The 19,642-nt window shown below is 63.7% G+C and carries 22 protein-coding genes; 9 read left to right on the top strand and 13 right to left on the bottom strand.

The features are described from left to right. The 8 genes from NKH22_RS11750 to NKH22_RS11715 form a co-directional block, all read right to left on the bottom strand. The coding region (locus NKH22_RS11750; protein ID WP_352909588.1) for an MFS transporter at positions 1-1,362 on the bottom strand (1,362 nt) is incomplete at its 3' end. A 193-nt stretch (positions 1,363-1,555) separates the two neighbouring features. Beyond that, positions 1,556-2,035: a DUF992 domain-containing protein gene (locus NKH22_RS11745; RefSeq protein WP_023671135.1), complete on the bottom strand. Its 480-nt coding sequence runs from the start codon at positions 2,033-2,035 to the stop codon at positions 1,556-1,558. Positions 2,036-2,124: 89 nt separating this feature from the next. Continuing rightward, on the bottom strand, positions 2,125-2,598 hold the full coding sequence (locus NKH22_RS11740) for a DUF992 domain-containing protein (protein ID WP_023671136.1): 474 nt from the start codon (positions 2,596-2,598) through the stop codon (positions 2,125-2,127). 259 nt (positions 2,599-2,857) lie between these two features. After that, positions 2,858-3,712 carry a tetratricopeptide repeat protein gene (locus NKH22_RS11735; RefSeq protein ID WP_023686462.1) on the bottom strand — a complete coding sequence of 285 codons (855 nt, stop codon included), beginning with the start codon at positions 3,710-3,712 and terminating at the stop codon, positions 2,858-2,860. A 203-nt stretch (positions 3,713-3,915) separates the two neighbouring features. Continuing rightward, complete coding sequence (gene rpsU, locus NKH22_RS11730; protein ID WP_023671138.1) at positions 3,916-4,194, bottom strand: 30S ribosomal protein S21; 279 nt, start codon at positions 4,192-4,194, stop codon at positions 3,916-3,918. A gap of 176 nt (positions 4,195-4,370) precedes the next feature. After that, a complete protein-coding gene (locus tag NKH22_RS11725; protein WP_023686461.1) occupies positions 4,371-4,757 on the bottom strand; it encodes an SET domain-containing protein in 387 nt (128 codons plus the stop codon). 105 nt (positions 4,758-4,862) lie between these two features. After that, entirely contained in the window at positions 4,863-5,621 is a 759-nt protein-coding gene (locus NKH22_RS11720; RefSeq protein ID WP_023671140.1) for an SDR family oxidoreductase, read from the bottom strand. A gap of 133 nt (positions 5,622-5,754) precedes the next feature. Then, entirely contained in the window at positions 5,755-6,123 is a 369-nt protein-coding gene (locus NKH22_RS11715) for a YrdB family protein (protein WP_023671141.1), read from the bottom strand. Positions 6,124-6,325: 202 nt separating this feature from the next. Between NKH22_RS11715 and NKH22_RS11710 the strand changes: the two genes are divergently transcribed. From NKH22_RS11710 to NKH22_RS11685, 6 genes are read left to right on the top strand one after another with little or no spacing between them, the layout of a single operon-like run. Continuing rightward, entirely contained in the window at positions 6,326-7,579 is a 1,254-nt protein-coding gene (locus NKH22_RS11710; protein ID WP_352909586.1) for a sarcosine oxidase subunit beta, read from the top strand. Beyond that, positions 7,579-8,001 (top strand): hypothetical protein, encoded by a 423-nt coding sequence (locus NKH22_RS11705; protein ID WP_023671143.1) that lies wholly within the window; start codon positions 7,579-7,581, stop codon positions 7,999-8,001. Before NKH22_RS11710 ends, NKH22_RS11705 begins: the two co-directional genes overlap by 1 nt. 12 nt (positions 8,002-8,013) lie before the next feature. Further along, on the top strand, positions 8,014-8,325 hold the full coding sequence (locus NKH22_RS11700; RefSeq protein WP_352536167.1) for a sarcosine oxidase subunit delta: 312 nt from the start codon (positions 8,014-8,016) through the stop codon (positions 8,323-8,325). Then, the gene (locus tag NKH22_RS11695) at positions 8,322-11,315 is read left to right on the top strand and encodes a sarcosine oxidase subunit alpha (protein WP_352909585.1); all 2,994 of its coding nucleotides are present in this window, start codon (positions 8,322-8,324) and stop codon (positions 11,313-11,315) included. The genes NKH22_RS11700 and NKH22_RS11695 overlap by 4 nt, the downstream gene beginning before the upstream one ends. Next, on the top strand, positions 11,308-11,892 hold the full coding sequence (locus tag NKH22_RS11690) for a sarcosine oxidase subunit gamma (protein ID WP_352909583.1): 585 nt from the start codon (positions 11,308-11,310) through the stop codon (positions 11,890-11,892). The genes NKH22_RS11695 and NKH22_RS11690 overlap by 8 nt, the downstream gene beginning before the upstream one ends. 52 nt (positions 11,893-11,944) lie before the next feature. Continuing rightward, positions 11,945-12,172, top strand: a complete 228-nt coding sequence (locus NKH22_RS11685; RefSeq protein ID WP_352909581.1) for a hypothetical protein — start codon at positions 11,945-11,947, stop codon at positions 12,170-12,172. Between the two features lie 140 nt (positions 12,173-12,312). Here the strand turns inward: NKH22_RS11685 and NKH22_RS11680 are convergent, their stop codons facing one another. Together NKH22_RS11680 and NKH22_RS11675 are read right to left on the bottom strand one after the other, a co-directional pair. Beyond that, complete coding sequence (locus NKH22_RS11680; protein WP_023671148.1) at positions 12,313-12,546, bottom strand: DUF680 domain-containing protein; 234 nt, start codon at positions 12,544-12,546, stop codon at positions 12,313-12,315. A gap of 186 nt (positions 12,547-12,732) precedes the next feature. Next, positions 12,733-13,377, bottom strand: a complete 645-nt coding sequence (locus tag NKH22_RS11675; protein WP_023671149.1) for a TetR/AcrR family transcriptional regulator — start codon at positions 13,375-13,377, stop codon at positions 12,733-12,735. A 249-nt stretch (positions 13,378-13,626) separates the two neighbouring features. Here NKH22_RS11675 and NKH22_RS11670 point away from each other — a divergent pair, with 249 nt between their 5' ends. Next, the gene (locus tag NKH22_RS11670) at positions 13,627-14,328 is read left to right on the top strand and encodes a hypothetical protein (RefSeq protein WP_023700998.1); all 702 of its coding nucleotides are present in this window, start codon (positions 13,627-13,629) and stop codon (positions 14,326-14,328) included. Positions 14,329-14,577: 249 nt separating this feature from the next. Here NKH22_RS11670 and NKH22_RS11665 read toward each other — a convergent pair whose 3' ends face one another. The 3 genes from NKH22_RS11665 to NKH22_RS11655 are packed head-to-tail and all read right to left on the bottom strand — an operon-like array spanning position 14,578 to position 16,936. Then, complete coding sequence (locus NKH22_RS11665) at positions 14,578-15,612, bottom strand: phosphotransferase (protein ID WP_352909579.1); 1,035 nt, start codon at positions 15,610-15,612, stop codon at positions 14,578-14,580. Beyond that, positions 15,609-16,124, bottom strand: coding sequence for a MaoC family dehydratase (locus NKH22_RS11660; RefSeq protein WP_280791431.1), 516 nt, complete (start codon positions 16,122-16,124; stop codon positions 15,609-15,611). Before NKH22_RS11660 ends, NKH22_RS11665 begins: the two co-directional genes overlap by 4 nt. Further along, a complete protein-coding gene (locus NKH22_RS11655; protein WP_023710918.1) occupies positions 16,121-16,936 on the bottom strand; it encodes an SDR family oxidoreductase in 816 nt (271 codons plus the stop codon). The genes NKH22_RS11660 and NKH22_RS11655 overlap by 4 nt, the downstream gene beginning before the upstream one ends. 127 nt (positions 16,937-17,063) lie before the next feature. On the opposite strand from NKH22_RS11655, the gene NKH22_RS11650 reads away from it, so the two are divergent. Continuing rightward, on the top strand, positions 17,064-18,305 hold the full coding sequence (locus NKH22_RS11650) for an acyl-CoA dehydrogenase family protein (protein WP_023691847.1): 1,242 nt from the start codon (positions 17,064-17,066) through the stop codon (positions 18,303-18,305). Between the two features lie 215 nt (positions 18,306-18,520). Next, positions 18,521-19,558 (top strand): zinc-binding dehydrogenase, encoded by a 1,038-nt coding sequence (locus NKH22_RS11645; protein WP_023691846.1) that lies wholly within the window; start codon positions 18,521-18,523, stop codon positions 19,556-19,558. The last annotated feature ends 84 nt before the right edge of the window (positions 19,559-19,642 follow it).

Below are 19,642 nucleotides of genomic sequence, written 5' to 3'. Positions count from 1 at the left end.
TAACTTCGCTCGTAAGGACGACCTTAAGAGCGCAGCCTCGCTACCGTGCCATCCTCTCGCAAGGCGGCCTTCGCCGGAGGGTATCATGATGCCGGCCATGGCGGCGCCCACGGCGTAGCCGATGCGCTGCATGGTCGGCACGGCGGCCGAGGCGATCGTCTGCTCGCCGTCGCGGGCCGAGGCGACGATGATGCGGGTCAGGAAGGGCCATGACACGCCGAAGCCACCGCCTTGCAACAAAGCGCAGAGCAGGATCAGCGGGATCGAGCCGGCGGGGATGGCATAGGCGAAACCCGCGAGGCCGGCTGCAATCATCAGCGCGCCGATGACGAGGATCTGCCGTTCGCGCTGCAGCGGCGCATTGGCGACGGCGATCGACAGGATCGACCAGGCGATCGATTCGGCGGCGATGATGTAGCCTGTGGTCAGGATCGGGATGCCGTGCAGCGTGGTAAGCAGAAGCGGCCCGTAGATGGAAAAAGAGACTGTCGCCACCGAGAAGGCGGCAACCATGGTCATGCCGCTGCCGACCGGCGAGCGCCATGAGAACAGGCCCGACGGGAACAGTCGCGATTGCGGCTTCATGGCGTCGACGAAAACGAACAGCGCCAGGCCGGCGAGGCCGAGGGCCAGCAGCAGCGACGAGCGCAGCAAGGCGACGTCGACGCCTGCGGTGGCGATCAGCACGACGGCGATGGCGAGGCAGCCAAGTGCTGCATAGGGGAAGGGCGGCGATGTGCCGGCGGCGGCCTGCGGCTTCGCCGCTTCCGGCGTGTTCAGGACGATGAAGCTTGCCGATGCCATGGCAATGCCACCCAGCACGAAGACGCCGAAGGCCCAGCGCCAGGACAGGAGCTCGACCATGATCGCGCCGAGCATCGGGCCGCTGAATGCGGCGACGCCCCAGATCGCCGACATTATGCCGAACAGCTGTGGCCAGATGCTGCGGTTAAACAGCCGCTCGACCGAGACGAAGGCCAGCGACACCAGCGCACCGCCGCCGAGACCCTCGACCAGACGGCCGCCAAGAAACACCGGCATGGACGGCGCGGTGGCGCAGATCAGTGCGCCCACGGCATAGAGCAGGGCGGCGACCGTGACGTTGGAGCGTAGAGCGACATAGCTGACCAGCCGCCCGGCCGCTGCGCCGGCGACAATGGCGCCGAGCTCGTAGACGGCCAGCGACCAGCCGACGAACTGCACACCGGCGAGGTCCCCGACCATGGCCGGCATGACCGTCGCCACCATCGTCTCGTTGGTGGCGTGCAGCAGGATGCCGAGGCTGATGAAGCAGAAGCGCGCGAGGTCGCCGCTTGCCCACAATGCCCGCCAGTCGACCTTGTTGCTGGTGATTCCAGTCATTCTTTTACCCTGCCTTTGCATATCTCGATGCCGGCGCATGGCGCCAGAAGCCAGTCAGGCTTTCCGGCGGGGCCATGCGCGCTGTTTCAGTCAGGCGAGTTGTAAAACCTCAAGCGCAGTTGAGCTCAAGTGGCTTTTTATCGAAGTGCAAACGGTCGAGATTGGCCGGAAGCCTCTCCGCTTGATGCGCCGGTCAGTTCTCAATGCTGCGCAGCTGAAACTGGCTGACGCCGATCGCAATGTTGATACCGGTCTGCGTCTGCAGGCTGAGCGGCTGCAGGGTGAAGGCCTGCGAGGAGCCGCCGACCAGGAGATTGGCGCCGGCGCCGACCGCCGCGGTCACTTCGGCGCTGGCGCCGATATAGTCGCCGGCCAACGCGCCGGGCGCATAGATGTTCCTCAGCGGCGTCAGCACCAGCCATTGCATGACGGTCTGCTTGGTGGTGCCGATGTCGAGCCCGTATTTGTTGACGGCGCCGAAATAGGCTTCCGGCGAAAAGCTCTTGTCGGCCGGCGTGAAGGTGCAGCTCAGATCCTTGCTGGAGCCGAAGATGAAGCCGGTGCCGCCGCCGATGGCGCAATCGAGCACACCGAGTTCGATACCCTGGCCTTGCGCTTGGGCCTGGGCGGTACAGATGATGGTGATAGCGGCGGCGATGGCTGGTTTCAGCACGGCGGATCCCCCAAAAAGCATGCGGCGCGAAACAGTAACCTGTTCCGCGCCGCGCGTAGAGGGATCAGTCGATCCTTATTTGCCCATGCTTATTTGAACGAGTGGATCAGCTCCAGGGAGGTCACGGCGACCGCTACATTGACGCCGGTCTGCGCCTGGACGCTGAGCGGCTCCAGCACAAAGGCGCCGTCCAGCCCGCCGACCAGCAGATTGGCGCCGCCGCCGGTCACCACGCTCGCCTCGGCGTTGACGCCGTAATAATGGCCGGCAAGGTCGCCCTCGTCATGGCCGCGGGTGGCGGCCAGAACCGCCCACACCAGCTGGCCCTGATGCGTCTGGCCGAGATCGACGCCGAGCTTGGAGATCATCCCCGTGTATTTCTCGGACGGCCCATGGTGATAAGGGCGGAACGTGCAGTCGACGCCCTTGTTCGACGTGATGACGTAACCGACGCCGCCGTCGATGGTGCAATCGAGCGTGCCGAGCTGAAGCTTGCCGGCGCTGGCGGGAACGGCAAGCAGCGTCGTGGCAAGTGCCGCGGCACAGATGATTTTCTTGATCATGGGTCAGTCCTTTCGAAAATGCCTTCAACAACGGTTGAATGGCCCGGAGCGTTCCGCTGAAAACTTGGCGCGATCAAGGCAGGGGTTAACGCTTTGCCCCTGGTGGTTAAGATTGGGTGATAGTGGGGTTTTCTGGATACGCAATCTCAAGGGGAAGCGCTCTGCGCTTTCCCTTGGGAGAAACCGCTCACGCGGCGCACTGCATCAGGAATAGAACGTTGTTATAAAAGGCCGCCGATGGCGGCGCGCCGGCTGCATCTCAGCCGGCGGTGGCGCCCGATGTGCGCGACAGGCCGTCCTTGGCCGGCTGGTAGGTCGGGTCGAGATGGACGGCTTCGCGGTAGGCCTTCGAGGCCTTGACCTTGTCGCCGCGGCGCTCGTAGATCAGCGCCTGGTTGGACCAGGCTTCGGCGTTCTTGCCGTCGAGCTTGATGGCCATGTTGAAGTCGGAGAAGGCGTTGTCCTCGTCATTCATGGCGAGATAGGAGAGGCCGCGGCCGTTATAGGGTTCGGCCGCGTCCGGCGCCAGGGAGATGGCGGTCGAGAAATCCTCGATGGCAAACTTGTGCTGGCCCTGGCTTTGATAGATCAGGCCGCGATTGTGATAGGCGCGGGCATCCGTGGTGTCGAGCTGGATCGCCTTCTGGAAATCGTTGAAGGCCTGCTGGGTCTGGCCGGCCTTGCGATAGAGGTTGCCGCGGCCGATATAGGCGGCGTCATAATTTGCATTGATCTGGATCGAGCGGTTGTAGTCGGCAAGGGCGGCCGCCTGGTTGCCGAGGAAGCGCTGGATCAGTGCCCGGTTCGAATAGGCCTGGTAGAAATTCGGGTTGAGCTGGATGGCGGTGTCGAAATCCTTCAGCGCCGCCTGGTACTGGCCGCCACGGCCATAGGCCGAGCCGCGCACATTGTAGCCTTCCGGATCCTGCGGATTGCGCTGGATCACCGCCGACAGCGAGGAGATGTTCTCGCTTGAGCCTTGCGCCTTGTCGATGTTGTTGAATTCGCCGGTCGGAACGCTCTGGCAACCGGCAAGCACCAGGCCGGACATCAGGGCTGCCGCCAGGGCCAAACCGCGCATTGTGGTTTTGCGCTCTACGCCGATTGCGTTCATGTCTGCCCTGTCCTCACTTCAGCCGCGCGGTCCAGGTCCCCCTCCGGGCCGGGTCACAGATTGTCGTAACAAAATCTAGAACGCCGTTTGCGCGTTCAAGGGAACGGCCTCCAACAGAATGGCGGCGCTCCAAACAAAAAGGTGGCGGCGATTCCGCATCGCGCCACCTCAGAGTATCCTTCGAAAAGGACGAAAAATTGGCGTCAGAACCGCGGCGGACGCGGAGCACCACCAGGACCACCGGCGGCGCCGGCAGCAACCGGGCGCGGCGTCATCGGCAGCAGGCCTTCGCGCTGGGCGCGCTTGCGGGCCAGCTTGCGGGCGCGGCGAACGGCTTCGGCCTTTTCACGGGCGCGCTTCTCGGAAGGCTTCTCGTAATGGCCGCGCATCTTCATTTCGCGGAAAATGCCTTCGCGCTGCATCTTCTTTTTGAGAGCGCGAAGCGCCTGATCAACGTTATTGTCGCGGACGAGTACCTGCACGGGCAATCCTGTCTTTCGGGTTTGATATCAACAGGCAAGTGACCATAGCCACATGCCTCCGCGGCGCTTTACACCACGAATTGTGGCGGCTGATAGCAGAATCAGGCCGCGCTGTCCACACTGGAAATGAAGGACAACCGCCAATTTGCCACGGCAGCCCCGAGATAGGGCGCCAACTAGGCGCTGGCCAGATGGAGCCGTGCGAAATCCTCGAAGAATTCGCCGTAATCGCAGGTAATTTCCTCGCCGGCTGATATATCTCGAGTGGCGGTGGCGCCGCCATATTGCGAAAAATCCGTGTTCGGCCGCTCGGCGTGGTTCATGAAGCGGCCATTATCGACTTCATAGACCATGAAGCCGGGACGGTCGGGGCTCGGATAGGCATAGCGGTCGAGCAATTCCTTGAGGTGCGGCGGCGCCGCCTCGTATTTGTCCGTCGGGATCAGCCGGTCGAAATCCGGATCGAGCCGCCAGATCGAGGCGCCCTTCCTGATCGGCTCGGCGGCGAACACGCCGACGCCTTCGATTGCGCTCTGGGCGACATAGGTCCTGATCAGCAGCATGTCCGTCCTCCTCACCCGAAACCGAATCGCCAAATCGCGAGGAAAAAGCAAGTCCGGTTTCGGGTTCTATGGCTGATCGGCGCGGGCGATGACCCGCGAAATGCTTCACGTCCGGGTGATCGAGACGCCGCCATCGGCAAACAGCGCCGATCCTGTGGTGAAGCTCGACGCATCCGATGCCAGGAAGAGCGCAGCGCGGGCGATCTCTTCAGGCACAGCGACACGTTTCAAGGCATGCAGGTTTTCCACGAAAGCGCGTGATTCCGGCGTCTTGAATGTTGCCGACGGGGTGTCGGTGCCACCCGGCATCAGCGCGTTGACCCGCACGCCCCTGGGGCCGTATTCGGCGGCCAGCACCTGCGTCAGGCCGATCAGTCCGGCCTTGCTGGCGGCATAGCTGGTCATGCCCGGCATGCCGACTGTGTGACCGACGAAGGTCGAGGTGAAGATCAGCGATCCGCCGCCGCGCTCGACCATCGCCGGCACCTGGTATTTCGCGCCGAGAAAGGCGCTGGTCAGATTGGCGTCGAGCGTCTCGCGCCATCCGTCCAGCGACAGTTCCGAAATCGGACCCATCGTTCCGACGGAGCCGACATTGTTGAAGGCGATATCGAGCCCGCCGAATTTTTCGACGGCGAGATCGACGAGGGCTTTTGCATAGGCTTCGTCGCGGACATCGCCGGCAAGCGCGACTGCCGTGCCGTCGGCGTCCTCGATTTCGACGACCAGCGCATCGAGTTCGGCCTGGCGGCGGGCGGCGATGACGACCCTGGCGCCTTCTTCGGCGAAGAGTTTTGCGGTGGCGCGGCCGATGCCGGAACTGGCGCCGGTGACGATCGCTATTTTATTGGTGAGTGCGAACATTTTTTGCATCCTTTCATCGCGCCGGCTGTGCCGGCACCCGGGATGTTGATCGCAGTTCGGGACGGTGCTAGCCACCCGATACGTGCTCGACTTGCTGAATGGCTTCGCAGCGGCACAAGCGCCGCGCGCCGGACTATTGCTTCAGCAGCCAGCCGAGGCGATCGAGCGAAAATGCGTAGCTGATGGCGATGAGCAGCGTGATGACAACGCCCGTGGTTGTGTGACCGGCGGCATAGAATCCGGCTGCACCGCCAAACAGGATGGCCAGTTCAAGCACCAGCCTGACTGCGCCTGGTACAGGAACCGGCGCGCGTCCGGACCGGCTCGGATCGCCGCGCACCGCGAAGGTTCCCCACAGCGCAGCTGCAATGAACGGCAAGGCCAAGGCGAAGAGCCAGCGCCACCATCCGCCGGAGAGGCTCCAGCCGGCAAAGCCGAGGCCAAGCAAGGCGGCAAGTTCCAGCAGGAAACGCAAGGTTAGATTCCACCAGGCGTTGCCCATATCCGTCCTCCAGAGTCTCGCGATCGCCAGTGTGTCCGAACGCAGCCATGCCTGCCAGCCCGGGCAGGTCTTTTCCACCGCGGCGCAAAACGGCAAGCGCCGTCGCAAACAGCGCAAGGGTGGAAGCGCCGTTTCGCTAGTGATACACCTCGCGCGCCGGGGCTGCGTAAAATACCCCATCGCCATTTGCGAGGCTGGAACGTTGAAAAAATATTCGGTATTCGCCATCGCCCGCGAGGCCATGCGCGGCCACAAGGGCTGGGAGGAACAATGGTCCTCGCCGGAGCCGAAGAAGGAATATGACGTCATCATCGTCGGCGCCGGCGGTCATGGCCTGGCCACCGCCTACTATCTCGCCACCGTGCACGGCATCACCAATGTCGCGTTGCTGGAAAAGGGCTGGCTAGGCGGCGGCAACACCGGGCGCAACACCACCATCATCCGCTCCAACTACCTTTACGACGAGAGCGCCGGCATTTACGACCATGCGCTGAAGCTGTGGGATGGGCTCTCCCAGGAACTCAACTACAACGTCATGTATTCGGCGCGCGGCGTCATGATGCTGGCGCACAATGTGCACGACATCCAGGTGCTGAAGCGCCATGTCCATGCCAACCGTCTCAACGGCATCGACAATGAATGGCTGACGCCTGAGCAGGCGAAGGAATTCTGCCCGCCGCTCAACATTTCCAGGCAGGCGCGCTATCCCGTCGTCGGCGCCGCCTTGCAGCGGCGAGGCGGCACGGCGCGTCACGATGCGGTGGCCTGGGGCTATGCGCGCGGCGCTTCGGCGCGCGGCGTGCACATCATCCAGAATTGCGAGGTCACCGGCGTCAAGCGGGCGGCCAATGGCGCGGTCATGGGCGTCGACACGACGCGCGGCTTCATCGGCGCCAAGAAGGTCGGTGTGGTGGCTGCAGGCCATTCCTCGGTGATCATGAACATGGCCGGCGTGCGCATGCCGCTGGAAAGCTATCCGCTGCAGGCGCTGGTGTCGGAGCCGGTCAAGCCGGTGGTGCCGTGCGTGGTTATGTCGAACACGGTGCACGCTTATATCTCGCAGTCCGACAAGGGCGAGCTGGTGATCGGCGCCGGCACCGACCAGTATGTCTCCTATTCGCAGACCGGCGGCCTGCATATCCTGCAGCACACGCTCGACGCCATCTGCGAGATGTTCCCGATCTTCACCCGCATGAAGATGCTGCGCTCGTGGGGCGGCATCGTCGACGTGACGCCCGACCGTTCGCCGATCCTGGCCAAGACGCCGGTGCCCGGCCTCTACGTCAATTGCGGCTGGGGCACGGGCGGCTTCAAGGCAACGCCCGGCTCAGGCCATGTCTTTGCCCACACGATTGCCAAGGACGATCCGCATCCTATCAACGCGCCCTTTACCATCGAGCGCTTCCGTACCGGCCGCCTCATCGACGAGGCAGCGGCGGCGGCGGTGGCGCACTGATGATGGTCGAGTTGGCTGTAGCGGTGCCGCTGGTGCTGGCGGGGGAGCAGGACCTGTTCCATTTTCCGTCACCGGACGAGGTGCGGACGCAGCCGATCAGCCGCGCCGGCAACGAAGCCAATTGGCCGTTTTCGATCGACGCCGGCATTCTGGGATGCGTGTGGAGTGGTGGCCAGAAGGTGGTCATCTTCATGGAGAACAGGCCCTCCGATCTGGGCGAGGACGACACATTCGAGCCACGCAGCGTCATCGTGACGACCGATCCGTTTCAGCTCACGATCGGCAACATGGCGTATCGCGAGCTGTTTCGCCCCGCCGCAAGTGTAGAGGAGCGCATTCGGCTCGTCGCGCCTTTTGCTGCGATGGGCCAGAGGCTTTGCAACCAACCGGCCGGCGCGCATGTCGGCCACGGCGAATTGTAGGAACGAACGATAATGCTTCTCATCCGCTGCCCCTATTGCGAGGAAGAGCGCCCGGAGCTCGAGTTCCGTAACGCCGGCGAGGCGCATATTGCGCGTTCGGCCAACATGGCGGGCGAGAGCGACGACGATTTTGAAAAGTTCTTCTTCATCCGCTCGAACCCCAAGGGCATCATCCATGAGCGCTGGCGCCACATCCATGGCTGCGCACGCTTCTTCAATGCGGTGCGCGACACCGTCACCGACAAGTTCGTCATGACTTACAAAGCCGGCGAGCCGAAACCGTCCAAGCTGCCCAAAAACTCCAACGAAATGGCTTCCAAATGAGCGGCGCGTTCCGCATTCCGAGCGCCGGCCGTCTCAGCCAGGCGAAGACCGCGCGGTTCTCTTTCGACGGCCAGTCTTACACCGGCATCGAAGGCGACACGCTGGCCTCGGCGCTGCTTGCCAATGGCGTGCATCTGGTGGGACGTTCGTTCAAGTATCACCGTCCGCGCGGCTTCCTGTCGGCCGGAGCGGAAGAGCCCAACGCGCTGGTCGAGGTCAAGCGCGACGCGGCACGCAAGGCGCCCAACATCCGCGCCACGGTGCAGGAGCTCTATGACGGGCTCGTCGCCAACTCGCAAAACCGCTGGCCGTCGCTCGCCTTCGACGTCGGCGCGGTCAACGACATTGCATCGCCGCTGTTTTCGGCCGGTTTCTACTACAAGACCTTCATGTGGCCGAAGGCGGCCTGGAAGAGCCTCTACGAGCCGAAGATCCGCGCCGCGGCCGGCCTCGGCGTTTCGCCTGACAAGCCAGATCCCGACCATTATTCGTCGCGCTATGCGCATTGCGACGTACTGGTGCTAGGCGGCGGTGCGGCCGGCATTGCGGCAGCGCTCGCCGCTGCCGAAACCGGCTCGCGTGTCATCCTCGCCGATGAACAGGCCAGCTTCGGCGGCAGCCTGCGCTTCGAGAGCGGGGCGAAGATCGACGGCCAGGACGGTTATGCCTGGGCGCAAGGCGCGGTGGCCAAGCTCACCGCCATGGACAATGTCCGAGTTTTGTCGCGGACGACGGCGTTCGGCTACTACGCGCAGAACTTCGTCGGCCTGGTCGAGCGGGTCAGCGACCATCTGCAAAACCCCGGCCACGATCTGCCGCGCGAGCGCCTATGGCAGGTACGCGCCAAGCGCGTGGTGCTGGCGACCGGCTCCATCGAACGCCACATGGTGTTTGCCGACAATGACCGGCCCGGCATCATGCTGGCCTCGGCGGCGCGGATTTATCTCAACCAGTACGGTGTCGCAGTCGGCAAAAATGTCGGCGTCTACACCGCAAATGACTCGGCCTACTCCGCCGCGATCGACCTGAAGAAGGCCGGCGTCAACGTGGCGGCGATCGTCGACCTGCGCGACCATCCGACCGGACCTGTGATCGACGAGGCGAGGGCGCTCGGGATCGAGGTCAATTTCGGCCGCGCGGTGATCCGCGCCGGCGGCAAGTTGCGCGTGACCTCGATGACGGTGCAGCCGAAGAATGGGGGCGGCGAGCGCACCATTCCGGTCGACGCCATCCTGATGTCGGCCGGCTGGACGCCGTCGGTGCATCTGTTCTCACAGTCGCGCGGCAAGGTCGCCTTCAATGACGAGACCAAGCGCTTCGTGCCGGGCATCTATGCGCAGGACTGCGTTTCGGTCGGCGCCTGCAACGGTACGGATGGGCTCTCGGCGTCGATCGATGAGGCCTATGCGGCCGGCGCAAAGGCGGCGAAGGATGCGGGCGGCAAAGTGGCCAAGGGCGTAAAGCCGAAGGTCGACGCGTCGGAAAGCTGGTCGCGCGGCATGCTGGGCGCGGCGCCCGGCGCCGGGCCGGACAAGACGGTCAAGGCCTTCGTCGATTTCCAGAACGACGTCACCGCCAAGGACATCCGCCAGGCGGTGCATGAAGGCATGCGCTCGATCGAGCACGTCAAGCGCTTCACCACCAACGGCATGGCGACCGACCAGGGCAAGACCTCCAACATGCACGGCCTGGCGATTGCCGCCGAGACGCTTGGCAAGCCGATCCCCGAGGTCGGGCTGACCACGTTCCGCGCACCCTATACGCCTGTTACTTTCGGCGCGATCGTCAGCCATTCGCGCGGTCCGCTGTTCGACCCGACACGCAAGACCGCGATCCATCCCTGGGCGGAAGCTCAAGGCGCGGTGTTCGAGGATGTCGGGCAGTGGAAGCGCGCCTGGTATTTCCCCAAACCCGGCGAGGACATGCACAAGGCGGTCGACCGCGAATGCGTCGTGGTGCGCAGCAATGCCGGCCTGTTCGACGCCTCGACGCTGGGCAAGATCGAAGTGGTCGGGCCGGATGCGGCCAGGTTCATGGAACTGCTCTACACCAATCCGTGGGAGAAGCTTGAGCCCGGCCGCTGCCGCTATGGCATCATGCTGCGCGAGGATGGTTTCATCTATGATGACGGCGTCGTCGGCAGGCTGGCGCCGGACCGTTTTCATGTGACGACCACGACGGGTGGCGCGCCGCGCGTCATGAACCATATGGAGGACTATCTCCAGACCGAGTTCCCGCATCTGAATGTCTGGCTGACCTCGATAACCGAGCAATGGGCGGTCATCGCCGTGCAGGGGCCGAAGTCGCGAGACATCATTGCACCGCTGGTCGAAGGCATCGACATGTCGGACGAGGCGCTGCCGCATATGTCGGTGCGCGAAGGCAAGATCTGCGGCGTGCCGACCAGGCTGTTTCGCATGTCGTTCACCGGCGAGCGCGGTTTTGAAGTCAACGTGCCGGCTGATCACGGCCAGGCGGTCTGGGAAGCGCTGTGGGCCGAAGGCCAGAAGCATGGCGCTACTGCCTACGGCACCGAGGCCATGCACGTGCTGCGCGCCGAAAAGGGCTACATCATCGTCGGCCAGGACACGGACGGCACGGTGACGCCGAACGATGCCGGGCTCGACTGGGCGGTCGGCAAGAAGAAGACCGATTTCGTCGGCATCCGCGGCCTGACGCGGCCCGACCTTGTCGCCAAGGGCCGCAAGCAGCTGGTCGGCTTGAAGACCAAGGACCCGAAAGTGGTGCTTGAGGAGGGCGCGCAGATCGTCGCTGACCCGAAGCAGGCGATCCCGATGAAGATGATCGGTCACGTCACATCCAGCTACTGGTCGGAAAATTGCGGTCGCTCGATCGCGCTGGCGCTGGTTGCCGGCGGCCGCGACCGGATGGGCGCCACGCTCTATGTGCCGATGCCGAACGGCGTGATCGAAGTGGAGGTTACCGGCATGGTGTTCTTCGACGAGACGGGAGGGCGCCTCAATGGCTAAGGCTGCTGCAAAGAAGACGGCCCCAGCTGCAGCGGCGTCGGTCGAGCGCCGCCCGGCCCTGGCTGGACGCGTCGTTTCCGCAACGGATGTCAAGGTCGAGGTGCTGCCGCCGGCGGAGCGCATGTCGCTGCGCGGGCCGGAGGCTTCCGTCGCGGCGCTGTCGAAGGCGCTCGGCCTGACCTTGCCGAAGCAGCCGAAAACTTCGGCGGCCAAGGCTGGCCGCACGGCGCTGTGGCTCGGCCCTGACGAGTGGCTGGTCATCGACGAGGCCGGCAAGGATCCGCTGGCCGATTGTGCTGGGGTTGCCGCATTGCATTCGGCGGTCGGCATCTCGCACCGCAACGTCGCCTTCGCCGTCACCGGCCCGGCGGCGGCCGCCGCGATCAATGCAGGCTGCCCGCAGGATTTGTCGCTCGAGGCTTTTCCGGTGCGCGCGGCGTCGCGCACCATTCTCGGCAAGTGCGAAATCCTGTTGCTGCGCACGGCAGCCGATGCCTTCCGGGTCGAGTGCTGGCGTTCCTTCTCGGACTATGTCTTTACTTTCCTGTCGGAAGCAGCCAGCGACGCGGCGGCGTAGGAACGTTTGACGGGTCAAGCCGTTCTGCTTCCCTCATCAGGGAGAACATACGATGCCGTCGAAAGCGCCGCCGAAGTCAGCTGGCAAGACGTCCGCCGTGCGCTCACTCGAACATGAGCAGCATCACGAGGTGACTGCCGAAGAGGAACTCGAGGAAGGCCTCGAGGACACGTTTCCGGCCAGCGATCCGGTGTCGATCACCTCGACCGCCATCCCAGGCGCGCCGACAAGACCCGGCAAGGCCAAGACGGTGCCGGGTCGCAAACCGCGCAAGAAATAACCCGTTCGGCTACGCCAGGTTTGAACTCAGGAAAAGCCGGCTTGCGCTGAGGAAATGGGGGCGCTGAGGAAAAAACGGGCGGCCGGGATTATCCTGCCGCCCTTAAGTTAGTCGTTGTGCTGTGGTCGAGCCCGATCAACTTAGAACGTGCTCGGCACGATCCATGGGTTGATCTCGATGCCGAGACGCGGGCTCTTGGCCTTGACGTCGGACTTTTCGACCGAGCCGGTCACGGCGCAATCGAGCTTGGCATTGGTCGTGGTGTCGACGCAGGTGGCGGCGGGGGCCTGCTTGGTCGAGTGTGTGTTGTTGGCGGCGAAAGCCGAGCCGGAGAGAGCCAGCACGGTGGCGAGGGCGAGAAGCGTCTTGTTCATGTCGGTCTCCATCGGTTAAACTTTTTTCGTACATGTACGATACAACGTACACATACGTCCACCGAGATGGGTTTTCAAGTCGAAAAACGTACGCGTACGACAAATTTTTTTGAATGCCGAAAATTGCGGCGCACTGACACAGCCGAAGCTGTCAGGCCGGACGTTGAATTGGAGGGGCGGGGATGCTCAGCAGTCGACCGGGGTCTCGGTCAGCGGCGGCACATTCTGGGTGCTGAGCGTGGCGAGTGTGAAATCGCACATCCGCGTCACGAAAGCCTGTGGATCGCCAAAGGGGTAGAACGGGAACGTGATCAAAAGCGAGATGGTGCCGTGGCCGACTGCCCAAAGCATGGTGGCGATGGCGCGCGGATCGCCCTGCAGCTTGCCTGCAGCAACGCAGGCCTCGACCCTGGATATCAGCGCTTTCATCGCCGGGTTGGCCTCTTCCATGTCCTCATAGCTTCTGCCTTCCGGCAGCTTGGTCTTTTCGGTCATGAACACGGTGCGGTATTCGTTGGGATTGCCGAGCCCGAAGGCAGCATATTCGGTCATCACCGCACGCAAGGCCTCGATCGGATCGTCGGAAGGATGCTCCTCGATGCGGCGGGCAAGTGTTTCGAAGGCATCCTCGGCCAGCGCAAACAGGATGTCTTGCTTGTCGGCGAAGTAGGAATAGACCGACATCGGAGCATAGCCGACCCGCTTGGCCAACTTGCGGATGGTCAGGCCTTCATAGCCCTCTTCCTTGACGAGCTTGTGGGCTGCGTCGAGCAGTTCGGAACGCAGTTCGGCCTTTTGTTTTTCGCGGCGTTTCTGGACGCTCAGTGGCAAGACCCGGTGCCTTCAGTTGGTTGTGCATGGCTAAATATATACGCTGTACGGAAACGGGCAAGGGCGCTGCCAGGGACATCAAAAAGCGACCCTCAAGCTATCTCTCGAATAGTCGTGCCCGTTCTGGTCCATTTCGCCAGCATCTATGTCACAGCATGTGTAACCTGGGCGCACGCAGGCAACATCGGACTGTTACAAACAAAGCCTATCTGGCGGCTCTGCAAGAAATTTCGGTTTTGGGGGGCCTCTATGGCTGCGATAGAGCTTTCGTCCGGGCTGCCGGGCGCACATCCACTTTCTCATGGCGCCCGGCTGGCGCTCAGGCGAGTCGTGATAGTCGCATGGCTGGCGATCGCAATCGGCTTCGCCATGGAAGCGCTTATCTTGACTGCCGGATTTGCGGCAGGTTCGCACCCGGCCCCGACCCAGGTTCTGATCGACTTGGCGCAAGGCGTGACCTGGTCATTCTTCGTCTGCGCCGGCGTCAGCCTCGGCACGGCGATCACCAAGGTGCGAGCCTCGCTTGGCGGCCTGATCGCCATGATCTCGGGGCCGCTGGCCATGGGCATCGCCAAAGGTACGCAAAAGGTGATGGTGAGCGCGCTTGATGTATCGGCAAAGCCCGTGATCCTGTCGCTCACCACGCTCGGTATGTTGCGGGCGATCGAGTATGGTTTGCTGGGCTGGATGCTGGCTTCGCTGGCATCCAAGGAAGAACCTCGCTCGCTGCATTTCATGCTGGCGGGTGCCTTGGCCGGCGCGGTGTTCGGCGGCGGGATCACGGCGCTGACGATCGAGACCGCCGCAGCCAAGGACATTGCGCTGGCATTGCCGCAGGCTGTCGCCACCGGCCTCATTGAGATCGTGTTTCCGATCGGATGCTCGCTGGTCGTCTACATCGCCCTGCAAGTCAGCCGGCACATGAAGTTCATTTCCAGCGATGCGCGCTAGAGCAGGATGATTTCAGGTCGAATTGACCTGAAATCTGAATCCGGGTCTAATCAAATTGATAGAGCATGATGTCGTCCGAAAACCGCTTCACACTTTCGGCATCATGCTCTTTCTACAGACGGTGATCGGTTTGCGTCCTGTTTCCAGGCCGGTTGCCACCACCTCCGTATGGGCTTGCTCCCCGGTCGGGGAACGGAACTGATCCGATCTGTCATCAAATCGCGCCGACCACAATATCTCATTGTCTACTCAGGTTCGGTCGATCAGCTTGGCGGCAAGGTGCGACAGCAGCTTCACCGCTTCGCCATAGGTCCTGGCCTTTTCGGGATTGGAGGCGTTGCCGTCGAGCGCCCGCTTGTAGACGCCCTGACAGATGGCCGCCAAGCGGAAGAAGGAGAAGGCGAGGAAGAAGCTCCAATTGTCGATGCCGGCCAGCCCTCGCCGACGGCAATACGCCGCGACATAGGCTTCCTCCAAGGGCAGGCCGAGGGCGGCGCGGTCGACGCCGCCAAGACCGCGAAAGCCCGAGGCGTGCGGCAAGCGCCATTGCATGCACTGGTAGGCGATGTCGGCAAAGGGGTGGCCAAGCGTCGACAGTTCCCAGTCGAGCACGGCCAGCACTTTCGGCTCATTGTGCGCGAAGATCATGTTGTCCAGCCGGTAGTCGCCATGCACGAGAGATTTTCGGCCGTCATCGGCCGGCATATGCGTCTCCAGCCAGGCGATCAGCCGGTCCATGTCGGCGACCGTGCCGGTCTCCGAGGTGCGGTACTGGCTGGTCCAGCGTGCCAGCTGGCGTTCGAAGTAATTGCCGGGTTTGCCGAAATCGCCGAGCCCGACCGCCTCGACATCGACATCGTGCAGGGCCGCCAGCGTGGCGTTCATAGCATCGTAGAGGGCGGCGCGCTCATCGTTGCCAGCGGCCTCCGGCACTGCCGGATCCCAGAAGATGCGGCCGTCGAGAAAATCCATGACGTAGAACATGCGGCCGATCGGCGTCGCCTCCGCCGACAGATGCAGCATCGCCGGCACCGGCACGGCGGTGCCGGCCAGCGCCTTCATGACCGTGAATTCGCGGTCGACCTGATGCGCCGATTTCAGCAACTGGCCCGGCGGCTTGGCGCGCAGGACATAGCGGCCGCTGGCCGCGGTCAGCAGATAGGTCGGGTTCGACTGGCCGGATTTGAATTTTTCGATGGAATGAAGCCCGGCAAAACCCGGGATGTGCGCCCCGAGATAGGGCGCTAGTGCCGTCTGGTCCAGCGCGTTGGCGTCGCCGCTCATGCGGTCTCCGGCTCACGCTCGATCAGCGTCAGCGTCAGCCAGCGCGCCGTCAGCGCCGGCTTCTTCGAGCCTTCGATCTCGATGGTCACGTCATGCGCCGTCTGCACCCAGCCCGACGGCCTGACCTTGACGTCGGCCAGCACGAAGCGGGTGCGGATGCGCGCGCCGGTCTTCACCGGCGCCAGGAAGCGCAGCGAATCGAAACCGTGGTTGACGCCCATCTTGCCCTTTTCCAGCGGCGGCATGGTCTCGAAGGTCATCGCCGAGAGCAGCGACAGCGACAGGAAGCCATGCGCGATGGTGCCGCCGAACGGCGTCTCGTTTTTGGCCCGCTCGGGGTCGCAATGGATGAACTGGTGGTCGTCGGTGGCGTCGGCGAACTGGTCGATCATGGTCTGTGTGACCTCGCGCCATGGCGAGACGCCGACTTCCTTGCCGACGCTGGCCAGAAGCACATCGAGACTGATCGGTTCCACTGCGGTGTCCTCCCCTCGCCGCCGACCGCGGCTCATTCCTTGAACAGTGTCAGCCCATGCTGCACCGACTGCCCGCCGTCGATCGGCAGGATGGCGCCGGTGACATAGGAACCGGCACGGCTGCACAAATAGAGCGTTGCGCCGCCGATGTCATCCGCCACGCCGATACGGCCGATGGGGACATGGCTGCCGACATGTCTGGCCTTTTCGTCGGTGCCCGTGGCAAAGGCGGTCATCCGGCTCTGGAAGGGACCGGGCGCGAAGGCGTTGACGGTGATGCGCCGCGCCGCGAGTTCGATCGCCAGCGTGCGCGTCAGGTGGTGAACGGCGCCCTTGGACGCGGTATAGGAATAGGCGTCGTCGGCCAGCGGCTGCGTGCCCATCACCGAGCCCAGATTGATGACGCGAGCCGGATCGGCATCGCTGGCCGCGGCTTCCAGCAGCGGCAGCAATTCGCGCGTCAGATGAAAGACGGCGGTGACGTTGACGGCGAACACCTTGGCCCAGCCGCTATAGGGAAAATCCTCCAGCGAGGCGCCCCAGGATATGCCGGCATTGTTGACGAGGATGTGCAGCTTCTCGGTGCGCGCCTTGACCTCGCTGACCAGCGCGGCAATGCCTGCTTCGCTCGAGACGTCACCGGCGAAACCTTCGGCACTGCCGGAGCCGCCGAGCCCGTTCAACTCAGCGGCGACCTTGATGCAATCCTCGCCCTTGCGCGAGGCGATCATCACGGTAGCGCCGGCTTGGACCAAAGCGGTCGCCACCATGCGGCCGATGCCGGTCGCGGCTCCCGTCACCAGCGCTGTCTTGCCGGCGACTGAGAACAGTTCTTCCAGATAGCTCATCGCAATTCCTCCGCGCCTCTCTGCTCACGGTCTGGGGCGAAAGGGCTCGCGTTGACAAGGCTACCCGAAGTACGGTCATCCTTGCCACGGGTAAAGTGCCCCAGATGCGTGAAAGGGTTGGAGACCGATGGCGGACATGAATCTCGGCATGACCGAGCGGCTGAAGCCGATCCACGCCCGCGTCGCCACCATGGTGCGCGATGAGATCATGCCGCTCGATCATGAGTTTTTGAGCGAGGTCGGCAAGGGCGGCGACCGCTGGGTCTACACCGCGCGGCAGACCGAGATCCTCGAAGGGTTGAAGAAGACGGCCAAGGAGCGCGGTCTGTGGAATTTCTGGCTGACCGGGTCCGAGCGCGGCTACGGGCTCTCGACCGTTGAATATGCCTATCTCGCCGAGGAGATGGGCAAGGCGCATCTCGGCGCCGAGACCTTCAACTGCTCGGCGCCCGACACCGGCAATATGGAGGTGCTGGAGCGCTATGGCTCGGAGGATCACAAGCAGGCATGGCTGGCGCCGCTGCTCGAGGGGAAAATGCGCTCGGCCTATCTGATGACCGAGCCGGACGTCGCTTCCTCCGACGCCACCAACATCGCCATGCGCTGCGAACGGCGAGGCGACGACTATGCACTCAACGGCGAGAAATGGTGGGCGTCGGGGGCCGGGGACCCGCGCTGCGCCATCTACATTGTCATGGTTCGGACCGGCGGCGAAGCCGAGCCGCAGCACCGCCGCCATTCGATGATCCTGGTGCCGTCCGGTACCAAGGGCGTGACCAAGCTGCGGCCGATGCAGGTTTATGGCGACGACGACGCGCCGCATGGCCACATGCATCTTCGCTTCGACAATGTGCGGGTGCCGGCCGGAAACCTGATCCTCGGCGAGGGCAGGGGGTTCGAGATCGCCCAGGGGCGGCTTGGCCCCGGCCGCATCCACCATTGCATGCGCGCCATCGGCCAGGCCGAAATGGCGCTGGAGCTGCTGTGCCAGCGCTCGGTGCGCCGCGAGGCCTTCGGCCAGCCATTGGCCAAGCTCGGCGCCAATTTCGACATCATCGCGGAGTGCCGCATGGAGATCGAGATGGCGCGGCTGCTCTGCCTCAAGGCGGCGTGGATGATCGACCAGGGCGATGCGCGCGCAGCCGCGCCCTGGATCAGCCAGATCAAGGTCATCGCACCGCGCGTCGCGCTCAAGGTCACCGACGAGGCAGTGCAGATGTTCGGCGCGCAAGGCATCAGCCAGGACACGCCGCTGGCACGCTCATGGACGCATCTGCGAACCCTGCGCCTCGCCGACGGGCCGGACGCCGTGCACCGCCGGCAGGTGGCGCGCACGGAGCTCAGGAAATACACGCAGGAAAAGGTCTGAGTGGATGAAAACCCTCATCGCCCGCGATCGCGCCGCTCGGCCACCTCGTCTATGCCGACAATCTGAAGGAGCTGGGTCGGCTGGCATCGCGCCGGCAAGGTTCGGCCGGTCATCGAAGGCACTTATCCGCTGGCCGATGCCGCCGCCGTGGTGACGCGCGTGCTTGGCCGTGGCGCATCCGGCAAGCTCATCCTCAAACTGTAAGGAGCCCCGCCATGGCGATCCCCTCAGACATGAAAGCACTGCTGCTGACCGGCGACGGCTACACCAGGACGCCCTCCGGCAGTGCGCTGGAGGCGATGGAGCCGTATCTCAAGCTTGGCAGCATCGGCGTGCCGACGCCCGGACCGAGCCAGGTGCTGATCAAGGTCAGCCTCGCCTCGATCAACCCGTCCGACGTCATGTTCATCAAGGGCCAGTACGGTCAGCCGCGCGCCAAGGGCCAGCCGGCCGGCTTCGAGGGTGTCGGCACGGTCGTTGCCAGCGGCGACGAGCCCTATGCGAAAAGCCTGATCGGCAAGCGCATCGCCTTCACCACAGGCGTCACCAATTGGGGCGCCTGGGCGGACTATGCAGTTGCCGAAGCTGCCGGCTGCATTCCGCTGCTCGACACGGTCCGCGACGAGGATGGCGCGGCGATGATCGTCAACCCGCTCACGGCGCTCGCCATGTTCGACATCGTCAAGGAGACGGGCGAAAAAGCCTTCATCATGACCGCCGGCGCCAGCCAGCTTTGCAAGCTGATCGCGGGTCTCGCCAAGGAGGCTGGGTTCCGGCCGATCGTCACCGTGCGCCGCGACGAGCAGATTCCGCTGTTGAAGGAGATCGGGGCTGCCCATGTGCTCAACGAGAAGGCGCCGGATTTCAAGGCAGCACTACGCGATGTGGTCAAGGCCGAGCAGCCGCGCATCTTCCTCGATGCCGTGACCGGGCCGCTGGCCTCGGCGATCTTCGACGCCATGCCGAAGCGCTCGCGCTGGATCATCTATGGACGGCTCGATCCGGACACCACTGTCATCCGTGAGCCCGGCCAGATGATCTTCCAACACAAGCACATTGAAGGCTTCTGGCTGGTCGAATGGATGCGCCAGTTCCGCGACAAGCGCGGCCCGGCGATCATGGAAGCACAGAAGCGCTTTTCGGATGGGCGCTGGTCAACCGACGTGACGGCGGTGCTGCCGCTGGATGAGGCGATGGCGAAGGCCCCGGCGGAGCTGGCCAAGCCGAACGGGAAGGTGTTTATTAGGCCGTGACTTTCTACCTCCCCCTTGTGGGGAGGGTCGACTAAACCGAAATTTTCGTCTTTCGTAGGGGTGGGGGTCTTGGCTCCTACCTCT

The sequence above is a fragment of the Mesorhizobium sp. M1252 genome (assembly GCF_040318265.1).
Classification (GTDB): domain Bacteria; phylum Pseudomonadota; class Alphaproteobacteria; order Rhizobiales; family Rhizobiaceae; genus Mesorhizobium.
This window is presented reverse-complemented; position numbering and strand designations above follow the sequence as displayed.